Consider the following 12693-nt stretch of genomic DNA (forward strand, 5'->3'; position numbering starts at 1 on the left):
TTTAAGCAAGGAATGAGTGTGAGTCGTACATCTACCGTTGATATCGCCCCGGCAAGCGACATTAATGATTTACCCGCAGCACCCGCGCCGAACCAGTTTATCAAACGTGGTACTTCCCAATTTATGCGCGTCACGCTGGCGCTATTTTCCGCCGGTCTCGCGACCTTCGCCCTGCTGTACTGCGTGCAGCCGATCCTGCCGGTTCTCTCTCATGAGTTTGGCGTCTCGCCCGCCAGCAGCAGTATTTCCCTGTCGATCTCAACCGGGATGCTGGCGGTCGGGTTGCTGTTTACCGGCCCGCTCTCCGACGCCATCGGACGCAAACCGGTAATGGTGACCGCGCTGCTGCTCGCGTCGGTGTGTACTTTGCTTTCGACAATGATGACCAGCTGGCACGGGATCCTGGTGATGCGCGCTCTGATTGGGCTGTCCCTGAGCGGCGTGGCGGCGGTCGGAATGACCTATCTCAGCGAAGAGATCCACCCGAGCTTTGTGGCCTTCTCGATGGGGTTGTACATCAGCGGGAACTCGATTGGCGGCATGAGCGGACGTCTGCTGAGCGGGGTGTTCACGGATCTGTTTAACTGGCGCATCGCGCTTGCGGTGATTGGCTGCTTTGCCCTGGCATCAGCGCTGATGTTCTGGCGTATCCTGCCGGCGTCACGCCATTTCCGCCCTACTTCCCTGCGGCCAAAAACGCTGTTTATCAACTTCCGCCTGCACTGGCGCGACCAGGGTCTGCCGCGTCTGTTTCTGATGGGCTTCCTGCTGATGGGGTCGTTCGTCACCCTGTTTAACTATATCGGTTATCGCCTGATGCTCTCGCCATGGCATCTGAGCCAGGCCTTTGTCGGCCTGCTCTCCGTGGCCTATCTCACCGGGACCTGGAGCTCGCCGAAAGCAGGCGCGATGACCGCACGCTTCGGTCGAGGGCCGGTGATGCTGGTCTCGACAGGGGTAATGCTCGCGGGCCTGCTGCTGACCCTGCTCTCTCCCCTGTGGGTCATTTTCGCCGGAATGCTGCTCTTCTCCGCTGGTTTCTTCGCCGCGCACTCCGTCGCCAGCAGCTGGATCGGCCCGCGCGCCCGTCGCGCCAAAGGCCAGGCGTCATCACTCTATCTGTTTAGCTACTACCTGGGCTCCAGCATCGCCGGGACTCTCGGCGGCGTGTTCTGGCACAACTATGGCTGGAATGGTGTTGGGGGATTTATTGCGTTGATGCTGTGCGCCGCGCTGCTGGTCGGGGCGAGCCTGCATAAACGTCTGCACTGACGGTTATGCTTCAAACGAGCGCGAAATGGGAAAGCTGAAACACCGCCACCAGCGCTGAGACATTCACAATCACACTGACGATGAACCTGGTTTTGAATGGCTGCTTTTGCGTTTTATGGCGGAAGAGTTGTTGGCCCGCCATCGCGCCGGGCCATCCTCCCACAAGGCCAAACACCAGCAATGTAGATTCCGGCACTCTGCGCCAGCCCTTGCGCGCCGCCGTTTTATCCACGCCATAGATCACCAGCGTAAGCACATTGGCGAGCAGGAGCCAGCTGGCAATGGTATGGGCGGTAAACATGCTTCCGATCGCTGAAACGATGAGGAGCAAGTAGCAGAAGCGATTGAGATTCATAGGCGCGGTCACGGTCGTTATTACGGTAAGTTGTGCGGCATTATACGGGGTCGCGCTGTCAGGGCGAAACGGATGTCATAAACCTGGAGCTGGCTGTTTAGCATCTTCTATAAAAGCCACGTCAATCATTACACCCGGCATCATTTCTTCAAGGCCGTCTGTCAGCATCTTCCCGGCTTCATGAAGCTTTTCCAGGGGCATCTGCGGCAGACTCTCCAGAATGAACCACATTTGCTGCGCGTCCACACTCAGGCGAGTTCTGATCCCCTGTCGCCAGTTCCAGCGGCGGCAGGTCACTCCGGCATCATCGCACCAGATAACTTCTCCCTGCGAAGGGTATTCAACTGCGGGTTCACCCTCTTTGACAGTATCAAAAGGTTCTGTGCCTTTTGCCACAACCAGCCGTGGCACCCCCTGATAGGCAGCGATATTTTCTCCCCCAACCGGAACGGCATACTTCAGACTGACGGCGTTATAGAGATCCACGACCGGATCAAGAGCGGGCATTGCGCCGTCGCGAAGAACGCGCTTACGCAGCGCATCAGCTGAGCACGGCGTGCGTTTTGGCCTGGCACCAAATCCCTGAAACACTTCTGCCCACGCGGCCAAATGTGCTTCGGCCCAGGCAGGGCTTCCAGCCAGAACGGCTTCGCAGGCTTCTTGCAGAGCGATTTCACCAACGCGCGGGTTACGTACCGGGGCGGCCTGTACACAGAGACTCAGAGCCCGGAAACCGGGGGCGATACCATAAACCTCTGGGGCAATTGACGGAGAGACAATGAACACGTGATAATCCTGTAATGACCAATTTATTCCATGATAATGACCAATGACCAAAAAAGTCAATTTAATGACCGACCCAAATGCGATTATGAATACCGTTAACGAAGCCGTATCGCAGCGGATTAAGCTGTACCGTAAGCAAAAGAAAATATCACTCGATGAGCTGTCCCGCCGGGCGGGCGTCAGTAAGGGCGCTCTGGTTGAGATTGAGGGGTGCAGGGCAAATCCCAGCATCGCCCTGCTATGCCGCCTGGCTGCTGCGATGGGCGTTTCAGTAGCGGATTTTGTTGATGTCAGTTCCAAACCGACCGTGCATCTCATCGCTGAAGATGAGATCCCTGAGCTTTGGAATGGCGAAAACGGGGGAAGAGCACGACTGCTCGCAGGATCCGGCGGCCCCGATATGACCGAGCTATGGATGTGGGAAATGCAGCCAGGGGAAAAATTTGCTTCACCCGGTCATCCGCAGGGAACGCTTGAACTGTTTTATGTACAAGAGGGGACGCTTACGCTTGGCGTACAGGAGCACCTGTATTCGGTGAATACCGGCTGTTCAGCAACGGCCAGAACCGACGTCCCGCATTTCTATGAGAACCGGGGTGAAAGTTCACTCACATTCATCATGACAGTACATGAAAAAGCATCCTAAGTGCTGCTCTGAGCACATAGCAGACTTTACTGTTCCGCGTCTAAACGTTCTTCGGCTCCGGGGTTCCCTGATGAAAAACTAACTTCCATTGCCCATTATCAGAACGCGCCCAGCACGATGAACGAAGGGAAACGCGACTACCCTCCGGATGAAACGTCCTGTAATGCAAGATGGCAAAATCCTCGCGAATGCTGATGAGGCGAAAGTCGTTGCTGAGAATGGCCGGGACACATTCTTCACCCATCAGAGACGCTATCGTCTCCTCACGAGTCACCAGGACGCCCGAACGTGTAATTTCCCTGAACTCAGGATGAAGTATGTGCTCAAGCCATTCAAGGTCGTTCCGTTTGATCCCATGAAGAGTGCATTCAAGTGCTTTTAGCTTTTCCAGCAGCATGGCGTTCATCCTCGTTGAAATTCCTGTCACCTGGTATTAAAGCTGCCAGAGTTAACGAATGCGATAACCTGATATCAACAATCTGATTAGTGCCCGTTGCTAAACATTTTTCAACCACTGACATCATTCGAACTTATTTATTAAGCACTTAGTCCAGTTATAGTTAACTCTCGCTAACGCCAACGCTCCCGAAACGTCGCCGAAATCGACCGTCTGATGCCGGACAAAAAACTCGCGCAGTTGCGTGGGTAAAAACGCTGCGCTATATCGCAACAGCGTGCTGTGCCAGAACGGTGCGGGCAAAGGGCTGCCCGTATGGCGCAGCAGCAGCTCATCTTTCCATTGGGAATCTAAAACGCTCTCGCAGAATGACTGGCGCAGGGCAATGGCGGGATCATCGGGGATACCAGCCAGCAGCAATTGACTGGGCAGTGCCACCAGCCTTAGATGCCGGATCACAATGTGCTTTCCCTGATATTTACGCCAGATATCGGTCAACTGCCCTGTTTTTTCAGGCAGCGGCTCCTTTTCTTCATACAGCGGCAGAGTCAGAGGCAGAAAGGTAAAATGGACGCTACTGACAGGAAGAACGTCGGCCAGTCGATCGCCCTCCGTGCGTTGCTCCAGTTCGCGAATGAGGCATACCACAGGCTCGGGCAATACCGGCTGTATGCCCGTTGCAAGCGCCAGTTTGTCAGGATCGTAGTAACGCTCTTTCCTGATTTCCCCGATAGCGGGGTTTTCCCGCCAGAGCGCGAGGGTTTTCTCATTCGTCACGCTGTACGCATTTTGCAGACGGGTGGCGTTCATAGCAGACCTGCCAGGGCGAGAGGGCTGAGTTCCCTTCACTGTACCCTCCTCTCTTCAGGCCGTCTCAGGATCTAACAGAGAGGTGCCATAGGAATTATCGATTGTACACAGCCAACGCTCATCCGTTTCCCGCCTGAAAACATAGGTCGCACGACGTGTGGTTTCGACCGTTCCCCCCTTGCCATCAGGAAAGCGAAGTACAGTTTCCATAATAACGAGCGCATTGCCGCCCCCTTCGATAACCTGCATCTCTCCCTGCTCAACAATAAGTTGATCCTGAAAATAATCAGAGATGGCAATAAACGCTTTGCGGATATTCTCTTTACCGGTGACGGTTAATCCCGGCTTCACCACCAGAGCAGCATCTTCAGCGTAATTCTGCATCAGAGAATCAAAGTCTTTAGCGGAAATTGCTCTGTCACAAGATTCAATAACCTGACGTAACGGATGTGAGTGCATAATGATTATCCTGTAAAGTATCCCACCTGTATTACCTGGTAACTCAGTGTATATGTATAGCTACTATATTTTATGAGTTGTTGAGATTAACACGTTATTTCAGGAGGCTTTGTGCGCACTCGCCCGTCATCCCGGTTGATCGTTATTTCGCCTGAGAATCGCGTTTTGCTCTTTTGCTTCTGCCATAACGATGACGCTCTGCGTGGAAAGACCTACTGGGCAACGCCCGGTGGAGGGCTTGAGCACAATGAATCTTTCGAGCAGGCTGCGTTGCGCGAATTACGTGAAGAGACAGGCCTGACAAGAGACTCAGCAGGTCCGCAGACAGCTTCCCGAACCTTCGAAATGATGCTGCCGAGTGGGGAGACTGTTCTCGCCGAAGAGCGTTTCTTTATTATTCATGCAGATCAATCAGATATCGACCGCTCAGGGTGGAGCAGCAATGAAAAGAACATCATTCGCGAGCACCACTGGTGGACAATCGAAGAGCTGAGACAGACCACTGAAATCATCCTTCCAGCCGATTTGATCATTGAAATACTTGAAGGTTCAGCTGTGTTTACTGCTGGAAAATGACGCTGATATCCGCGCCTGGCACCCGCAGCCAGGTCTGCGAAAAGTAAAATGCATGAAGTTATAAATGAAAAGCAGAGACAGATGACCACCTGGGATTATCCGTTTCGGCGTACTACATTCTCCCGCGTAGGTCCCTGAAAATAGAGGGTACTCACATGACAGCTTCGGGGCTGTAACAATACAAAACGTACCGCTTCCCAGATTGAACGCCCGTTCAACAACGCCTCACCCATTTTAACCGTGCCATTCGGCAGTTCATTTAAATCGGTCATTTCAAAATCGGGTGGATACAGACCGGTGACGCGAATATTCTCCTTCGCAAGCTGGTGTGACAGCGTCTGCGTAAAACCGCTCAGACCATGCTTACTCGCAAAAAATGCCGGATGTGCAATTGAATCTGTAAAGCCAGGAATACCACATGCTGAGATGATGGAAATAATATCAGCCGAGCTGGAACGTCTTAAGCAGGTAAGTAAAGCCTGAGTGAGTAAAATCGAGCCTGTAAGACCAGAGTTAATGGTAGTAACACATTCTGATGCGGGTTGATCCTCTAATTCCCCGGACAACCATTGTGCGGCGTTGAGAATAAGGATATCGACCGGTGCATCTGAATTTGTTATTAGCCCTGCGAACTCTTCTATGGATGCCACATGGGTTAAATCACAGACATAGCCCCTTGCCTTCCCGCCTTCTGCTGAGACGATACCGCAGGTTGTCTGAATATCTTCTGGCCGTCGCGCGCAAAATTCCACGTCAACCCCTTCGCGAGCCAGCCAGACCACCAATGCCTGACCAAACCCACTGCCACCTCCGGTGACAACCGCTCTTTTACCTCGCAACATTCAACCTGCTCCTGTATTGGCAATCCATGAAACGTTGACGGAGATAGTGCAGGTTAGTACAGCGAGACGTCTTCCCGTTTGTGCGATCTTATACAAAACAACATGTTAATTAACACATCCCCCTTTGAGGCCCTGTTCTACTGACGAGAAATAAAAACATGTCGCTTTTTCATGTTTCAATACAGATATAAAATATTAATTAACCGAAGATAAGGTTTATTTTAAATAATTTATAACGACAGCCCTGCCCCCGCCAGACAATATACTCCACAATTCAGCGCTGAAATTCATGAATACGCCATGAGATGAATATTCACTGTTGATTAACTCACCGTCGTGTCAGAAACGCGCATATCTGTTACATTGCCAGAACCATCGCCCGATTCCGACACGAGGACCTCATGAATAACTACAACTACCAACAACTCACCCGCACGTTCCAGCGTCTCTCCCGTTTCTCCCATCTCTCCTCCATCGCCAGTTGGGACATGTTCGCCATGATGCCGCCGGGCGGGAGCCAGGCGCGTGGGGAAGCACTGGCGGAAATGAGCGTGTTACAGCATCAAATCCTGACGGATAAAAAAGTGGGCGACTGGCTGGCCGCTGCCGAAAGTGAAGATCTTAATGACGTTGAACGCACCAACCTGCGCGAGATGACGCGCCATTTCCAGCAGGCCTCCCTGCTGCCGGAATCGCTGGTGGAAGCCAAGTCGCTGGCCGGGAGCAAATGTGAACACGCCTGGCGCACCCAGCGTCCGGCTAATGACTGGCAGGGTTTTTCAGCCAACCTGAAAGAGGTGGTGAAGTTCAGCCGTGAAGAGGCGCGTCTGCGTGCCGAAGCCAAGGGCTGCACCCCATACGATGCTCTGCTTGATATCTTCGAGCCAGACATGACCAGCGCCCGCCTCGACGTGCTGTTTGGCGATCTAAAATCCTGGCTGCCCGATCTGCTGTCACAAGTGGTAGAGAAGCAGTCACAAAAATCATTCGTTCCACCACAAGGTCCTTTCCCGACCGCCGTTCAGCGTGATCTGGGGCTGGAAGCGATGAAAATGCTGGGCTTCGATTTTAACGCCGGGCGTCTCGACGTCAGCGCCCATCCGTTCTGCGGCGGCGTGCCGGAAGATGTGCGCATCACCACGCGTTACGATGAAGACGAGCTGCTGAGCGCCCTGTTTGGTGTGGTGCACGAAACCGGCCATGCGCGCTATGAGCAAAATCTGCCGCGCAACTGGCTCGGCCAGCCCGTCGCACTGGCGCGCTCCACCGCCATCCATGAATCCCAAAGCCTGTTCTTCGAGATGCAGCTGGGCCGCAGCAATGCGTTCCTGAAACATCTGCTCCCGGCGGTACATGCCCGCTTTGGCAGTCAAGCGGCGTTTAGTGAAGAGAACTTCATCGCCTGGAACCAGCGCGTGAAACCGGGCTATATCCGTGTTGATGCGGATGAAGTGAGCTATCCGGCGCACGTGGTATTGCGTTACGAAATTGAACGCGCGCTGATCAACGGTGAAATCGAAGTGGACGACATCCCGGCCCTGTGGGACGAGAAAATGCAGGCGTGGCTTGGGTTGTCGACAAAAGATAACTACCGCAACGGCTGTATGCAGGATATCCACTGGACCGACGGCGGCTTTGGCTACTTCCCGTCATATACGCTGGGGGCGATGTATGCCGCACAGCTGTTCAGTGCGGCGAAAACGGCACTGCCGGGGCTGGAGTCCTCTGTTGCGGAGGGTGATTTCTCGGCGCTGTTTGACTGGCTGAACCAGAACATCTGGCAGCACGGCAGCCGCTTCACCACTTCGCAGCTGATTACCCAGGCCACGGGTGAAGATCTTAACAGCCGCTACTTCCGCGACCACCTCACCTCCCGCTATCTGTAATCCCCGGCGCCGGGGCGAGTACCCGGCGCTGTACATTCCGTTACACGCCGATACCAATGACTCACGGAAGCCTCGAATTCATAAGGATATAGTTATTTCAACGGCCCCGCAGTGGGGTTAAATGAGAAACCAAATTCGAGGGTATGAGAATGAAAAAAGTATTAGCTCTGGTTGTTGCCGCTGCTATGGGTCTGTCTTCTGCTGCGTTTGCTGCTGATGCTGCAACGTCTGCTACCCCAGCTCCGGCTGCTGCTGCGACCACGAAAGCGGCGCCAGCAAAAACTGTACACCACAAAAAACACAAGAAAGCCGCTGTAGAGCAGAAAGCTCAGGCCGCTAAAAAGCACCACAAAAAAGCAGCAACCAAACCAGCCGCCACTACCACTACGGCTGCGCCAACTGAGCAGAAAGCCCAGGCGGCAAAAAAACACCACAAGAAAGCCGCTGCTAAACCTGCTGTAGAGCAGAAAGCTCAGGCTGCTAAAAAGCATCACAAAAAAGCAGTAAAACACGAAGCGGCTAAACCAGCTGCACAGCCTGCTGCGTAATCGCACTCGCTAAACCGTGCCCCTCGTGGGCACGTTGCTAAACCGGCGCTGAGCTGTATTTATCGGCGCCGTTTTTTTATCCGGAGGGCGTATGCTGCGGCGCTATCGGTTTGAGTTCATTCTTATCACGCTTATTTTATGCGCGATTATCGCCAGCATGTTTTATCTTTCCTGATTGTAGCACGCTGATTTTACTCCCACTTTAACGCCGTCCCGTCTATAGTATTTTCATAGGGTTCAACTTTTTATAATCATAATTACCCCACCAGAGTGTGATATGCGGAAAACTGTTGTGTTGTTACTGGGAACGTTCTGTCTCTTTTCAGGCCTGGCACATGCAGACGATGGCGATGATAGCGCCATGGCTGCCAAAGAGATCAAAACGCTGTTCTTTGGTCATGATGACCGCACGCGTGTCACCGATCCGACCGGGGCGCCCTGGGATGCCATCGGGCAGCTGGAAACCGCCAGCGGCAACCTGTGTACCGCAACCCTGATCTCACCTCATCTGGCCCTGACCGCCGGGCACTGTTTACTGATCCCACCGAAAGGCAAGCCGGACAAAGCCGTTGCGCTGCGTTTTATCTCCCAAAAAGGTCTCTGGCGCTATGAGATCCACGGCATCGAAGGTCGTGTCGATCCGTCGTTAGGCAAACGCTTAAAGCCGGACGGCGACGGCTGGATTGTGCCGCCGGCGGCAGCCGAGTGGGATTTTGGTCTGATTGTTCTGCGCTATCCGCCCTCGGGGATCACTCCTCTGCCGCTGTTTGATGGCGACAAAGCGGCGCTGACGGCAGCCTTAAAAGCCGCCGACCGTAAAGTCACGCAGTCGGGTTATCCCGTCGATCACCTGGATTCGCTCTACACCCACACGGACTGCATCGTCACCGGCTGGGCGCAAAACAGCGTCTTATCCCACCAGTGCGATACGCTGCCGGGCGATAGCGGCTCTCCGCTGATGCTGAAAACCGACGGCGGCTGGCAGTTGATTGGCGTACAAAGTTCAGCGCCTGCCGCCAAAGACCGCTGGCGCGCCGATAACCGGGCGTTATCCGTGACCGGTTTTCGGGAAAAACTGGAAGCGCTGGCGCAGGAATAGCTCAGCCATATTTGATTTCACGTAATTCCATAATTGCCTCGATGGGCATCGGCTGGCTGAACCAGAACCCCTGCAACTGGTCGCAGCCCGCGAGGCGCAGCAGTTTCATCTGCTTTTCGTTTTCCACGCCTTCGGCCACCACCGCCATCCCCAGTGCACTGGCAATCCGCACGGTTCCGCTCACCAGCGCCGCCGCCTGTTCGTCGTTATCCACCAGCCCAGCCAGCGATTTGTCGATCTTGATGGTGTCGAAATTAAAACGGCGCAAATAACCGATGCTGGAGTAGCCCGTGCCAAAATCGTCCAGCGCGACGGCGATGCCCAGCGCTTTAAGATTCGAGATCGCCGCCCTGGCGCGCTCCGGGTTTTCCAGCACGTAGGTTTCCGTCACTTCCAGCTGCAGACGCGTGGCCGGGAAACGCGTCATTTCAATGACCTGCGCCACTTTGTCCTCAAATTCGGGATCGCGAAACTGCGCCGGAGAGATATTTACCGACAGCTTCAAATCACCAAAAGGCTCCAGATCCTGACAGGCGCGGCGCAGGACAAACTGCCCTAAACCATAAATCAGGCCGCTGGTTTCGGCGATACTGATAAACACATCCGGTCCCAGTTCCCCCGCCGGACGCCGTGGCCAGCGCAGCAGCGCCTCAACGCTGGTCATTTTCTGGCTACGCGCATCGATAATCGGCTGATACCAGATGTCGAACTCGTCGCGTTCCATGCCGCTGCGGATCTCATTTTCAATCGCCAGCTGCTGCTCGCGCACGCTGTTCAGTTCAGCGTCATACTGGGTGACGCGGCCCTTGCCGGTAATTTTCGAGTGATACATGGCGATATCGGCCCGGCGGAACAGCTCCGAGCTGGTGCATTCGATCAGCGTGCCGCTGGCAATTCCGATGCTGGCGCTGATGTGAATGGTGCGCTCTCCGAGGCGCAGGGGCGCACTCAGGAATTCAAGCACGTTACTGGCAAACGCCGCCGCCTGCGCCTGTGAATGGTCGCCGCCAATCAACATCGCAAATTCATCGCCCCCCATGCGGGCCAGCATGCCCCCTTCCGGCACCCGTTCACGCAGGGCGCCGGCCATCATGATGATCAGATCGTCGCCCACATCGTGACCGTAAATATCATTCACATCTTTAAAACCATCGAGATCGATAAAGACCACGCTTTTGACATCAATATCGCCGCGCAAACTCACCCGCTCCAGCTCCTCAATCAGGGCGCGGCGATTGGGCAGATGGCTCAGCCAGTCCGTCCGCGCCACTCGCCGGGCCTGATTTTCTCCGCGCGCCAGTTTGTACAGCCCGACGCTGCTCAGCAGAATAAACAGCAGGATCAGCCCCGCCGCCAGGGTCACAATTTGCGTGATGTCGTTCGACGCGGCGCTGGCCGCCTGCGCACCGGGCAGTCGCGGCTGCCAGTTGAGATAGCCCAGCAGCTCGCCCGCCGAGCTTTTCAGCGGAACGCTGGCTATGCTGGTGTGATTGACGGTGAAATTGAGATCTTCAATCTGAAAGGTATTGCCCAAATCGCTCAGAATTTGCGGATTCAGGTGGCGGGTGATCACCAGGTAACGGCGCACATCGTTGTGCACCTGCAGGCGGCCAATCATCGGGCGGATTAGCCCAATGCCGACAAACGCTACCCCCTGGCGCGTGCGGGTGATCCCAGCGTAGATATTTTTCTCAGCGCGCAGCGCGTCGGCGTTATCGCGAATCAGCGCCTTCAGGCCATTGCCAAAAAAATCGAGGTTTTTCTCGTGGAAGGCTTTGCTCTGAAACGACCCCCACAGCACGTTGAAATGCTCGTCCAGCACGAAGGTGCCGTCGTACAAATTATTGATTTTAAAGCCTGCCCCCCAGGTATTGTACAGCCACTCGGTGTTCAGCACCGGGGGATAAACCTCACGAACGGCATCATCCCAGACGGCATTATCAATCACCAGCGACCAGACGCGGTTGGCCGACGTCTGGATCGCCCCTTGTACGGAGAGCGCCGAACGGTGTTCATCTATTTCGTTGGTTTTACTGCTGATGAGGTGCAGGGAAAGGTAAAGCAGCGCGATGATGGAAACGATCAGGCCGATCCCGGCCATAAAAATCATGACAAACAGGGTTTTCGCGGTGGGAATATTGCGCCAGCTTAATGGGTTATACATTCGCCGCCCTCTCAAAAGCACTTCTTTCTAAGAGTAATACAGGTAGCGAATTTCGCTGCCCGTAAATACAGGCAGCGATCACATCAGGCCAGTTTTATCATGATCATGCCGGCGAGCAACAGGACCAGGCCAATCCAGCCTTTACGGTTCAGACGTTGGCCGAACAAAATCCAGCCCGCCGCCAGCGTTGCGGCGATACCGAAACCGCCCCACAGGGCGTAGGCCACGGAAAGATCGATCCCTTTCACCGCCTGGGACAGCGCGCTGAACGCCCCCAGCACTGCGGCGATTGACATCAGGCCGTAGACTTTACGGCGGAAGCCATCAGAAAATTTCAGGAATACGTTGGCGGCAATTTCCAGCACAATCGCCAGTGCCAGCCACGCCCCATGTACCCACTCAAACTGTTGCATGAGTTGGCTCCTGTGGCTGTTTTTTGCCTTTGCGGGTGCCCGATTTGATCAGCACAATGCCCGCGACCAGGGTGGTCAGACCGGCAATTTTCATCGTTGACAGGGTTTCATCAAATAACATCACGCTGAACAGCGTGATTAACAGAATACCGATCCCCTCCCACAACGCATACGCCACGCCGAGGGCGATTTTTTTAACCGCGAACGACAGGAAAATATACGAAAGGGAAATCATCACCAGCATTAAAATAAATCCGGTGTTGCCATCGCTGACGCTTGCCCATTTCATCGACAAGGTTCCGGTAATTTCAGCGACAATGGCCAGGGCTAACAATATCCAGTAAAACATGGTACTTCTCCTGCATGAGAATATAAATCACTGCAGCTTGTCGAAAACGACAAACCCAAAAATATGAAATAAATCAGATAGCCAGACGCAT

Annotated in this window: 15 protein-coding genes; 6 read left to right on the plus strand and 9 right to left on the minus strand. The window is 54.3% G+C overall.

The features are described 5' to 3' along the window. The first annotated feature begins 18 nt into the window (after positions 1-18). On the plus strand, positions 19-1272 hold the full coding sequence (locus OVA10_RS14265; RefSeq protein WP_268196188.1) for an MFS transporter: 1254 nt from the start codon (positions 19-21) through the stop codon (positions 1270-1272). Positions 1273-1282: 10 nt separating this feature from the next. Here the strand turns inward: OVA10_RS14265 and OVA10_RS14270 are convergent, their stop codons facing one another. Both OVA10_RS14270 and OVA10_RS14275 read right to left on the minus strand, forming a co-directional pair. After that, entirely contained in the window at positions 1283-1627 is a 345-nt protein-coding gene (locus tag OVA10_RS14270; protein ID WP_268196189.1) for a DUF1294 domain-containing protein, read from the minus strand. Between the two features lie 75 nt (positions 1628-1702). Continuing rightward, positions 1703-2413 carry a B3/B4 domain-containing protein gene (locus OVA10_RS14275; protein ID WP_248860147.1) on the minus strand — a complete coding sequence of 237 codons (711 nt, stop codon included), beginning with the start codon at positions 2411-2413 and terminating at the stop codon, positions 1703-1705. 43 nt (positions 2414-2456) lie between these two features. Between OVA10_RS14275 and OVA10_RS14280 the strand changes: the two genes are divergently transcribed. Further along, positions 2457-3059 carry a helix-turn-helix domain-containing protein gene (locus tag OVA10_RS14280; RefSeq protein WP_123428085.1) on the plus strand — a complete coding sequence of 201 codons (603 nt, stop codon included), beginning with the start codon at positions 2457-2459 and terminating at the stop codon, positions 3057-3059. A gap of 40 nt (positions 3060-3099) precedes the next feature. Here the strand turns inward: OVA10_RS14280 and OVA10_RS14285 are convergent, their stop codons facing one another. The 3 genes from OVA10_RS14285 to OVA10_RS14295 form a co-directional block, all read right to left on the minus strand. Next, positions 3100-3465, minus strand: a complete 366-nt coding sequence (locus OVA10_RS14285) for a nuclear transport factor 2 family protein (RefSeq protein WP_326493396.1) — start codon at positions 3463-3465, stop codon at positions 3100-3102. 114 nt (positions 3466-3579) lie between these two features. Then, complete coding sequence (locus OVA10_RS14290) at positions 3580-4266, minus strand: hypothetical protein (RefSeq protein WP_268196190.1); 687 nt, start codon at positions 4264-4266, stop codon at positions 3580-3582. 54 nt (positions 4267-4320) lie between these two features. After that, positions 4321-4725 carry a YybH family protein gene (locus OVA10_RS14295; RefSeq protein ID WP_123428089.1) on the minus strand — a complete coding sequence of 135 codons (405 nt, stop codon included), beginning with the start codon at positions 4723-4725 and terminating at the stop codon, positions 4321-4323. Positions 4726-4836: 111 nt separating this feature from the next. Between OVA10_RS14295 and OVA10_RS14300 the strand changes: the two genes are divergently transcribed. After that, complete coding sequence (locus OVA10_RS14300; RefSeq protein ID WP_268196191.1) at positions 4837-5301, plus strand: NUDIX hydrolase; 465 nt, start codon at positions 4837-4839, stop codon at positions 5299-5301. A gap of 95 nt (positions 5302-5396) precedes the next feature. Here the strand turns inward: OVA10_RS14300 and OVA10_RS14305 are convergent, their stop codons facing one another. Continuing rightward, positions 5397-6143 carry an SDR family oxidoreductase gene (locus tag OVA10_RS14305; protein ID WP_181827814.1) on the minus strand — a complete coding sequence of 249 codons (747 nt, stop codon included), beginning with the start codon at positions 6141-6143 and terminating at the stop codon, positions 5397-5399. Between the two features lie 401 nt (positions 6144-6544). Here OVA10_RS14305 and OVA10_RS14310 point away from each other — a divergent pair, with 401 nt between their 5' ends. From OVA10_RS14310 to OVA10_RS14320, 3 genes are all read left to right on the plus strand, one after another. Next, the gene (locus OVA10_RS14310) at positions 6545-8029 is read left to right on the plus strand and encodes a carboxypeptidase M32 (protein ID WP_268196192.1); all 1485 of its coding nucleotides are present in this window, start codon (positions 6545-6547) and stop codon (positions 8027-8029) included. Between the two features lie 149 nt (positions 8030-8178). Continuing rightward, complete coding sequence (gene asr, locus OVA10_RS14315; RefSeq protein ID WP_095281884.1) at positions 8179-8577, plus strand: acid resistance repetitive basic protein Asr; 399 nt, start codon at positions 8179-8181, stop codon at positions 8575-8577. Positions 8578-8854: 277 nt separating this feature from the next. After that, positions 8855-9676: a trypsin-like serine peptidase gene (locus OVA10_RS14320; protein ID WP_100780326.1), complete on the plus strand. Its 822-nt coding sequence runs from the start codon at positions 8855-8857 to the stop codon at positions 9674-9676. 1 nt (position 9677) lies between these two features. Here OVA10_RS14320 and OVA10_RS14325 read toward each other — a convergent pair whose 3' ends face one another. From OVA10_RS14325 to mdtJ, 3 genes are all read right to left on the minus strand, one after another. After that, a complete protein-coding gene (locus tag OVA10_RS14325; RefSeq protein WP_268196193.1) occupies positions 9678-11840 on the minus strand; it encodes a bifunctional diguanylate cyclase/phosphodiesterase in 2163 nt (720 codons plus the stop codon). Positions 11841-11923: 83 nt separating this feature from the next. Next, entirely contained in the window at positions 11924-12253 is a 330-nt protein-coding gene (gene mdtI, locus OVA10_RS14330) for a multidrug/spermidine efflux SMR transporter subunit MdtI (protein WP_100780328.1), read from the minus strand. After that, positions 12240-12602 carry a multidrug/spermidine efflux SMR transporter subunit MdtJ gene (gene mdtJ, locus OVA10_RS14335; protein WP_123428101.1) on the minus strand — a complete coding sequence of 121 codons (363 nt, stop codon included), beginning with the start codon at positions 12600-12602 and terminating at the stop codon, positions 12240-12242. The genes mdtI and mdtJ overlap by 14 nt, the downstream gene beginning before the upstream one ends. Positions 12603-12693 lie beyond the last annotated feature (91 nt).

This window comes from Lelliottia sp. SL45, from assembly GCF_026672535.1.
GTDB lineage: Bacteria > Pseudomonadota > Gammaproteobacteria > Enterobacterales > Enterobacteriaceae > Enterobacter > Enterobacter nimipressuralis.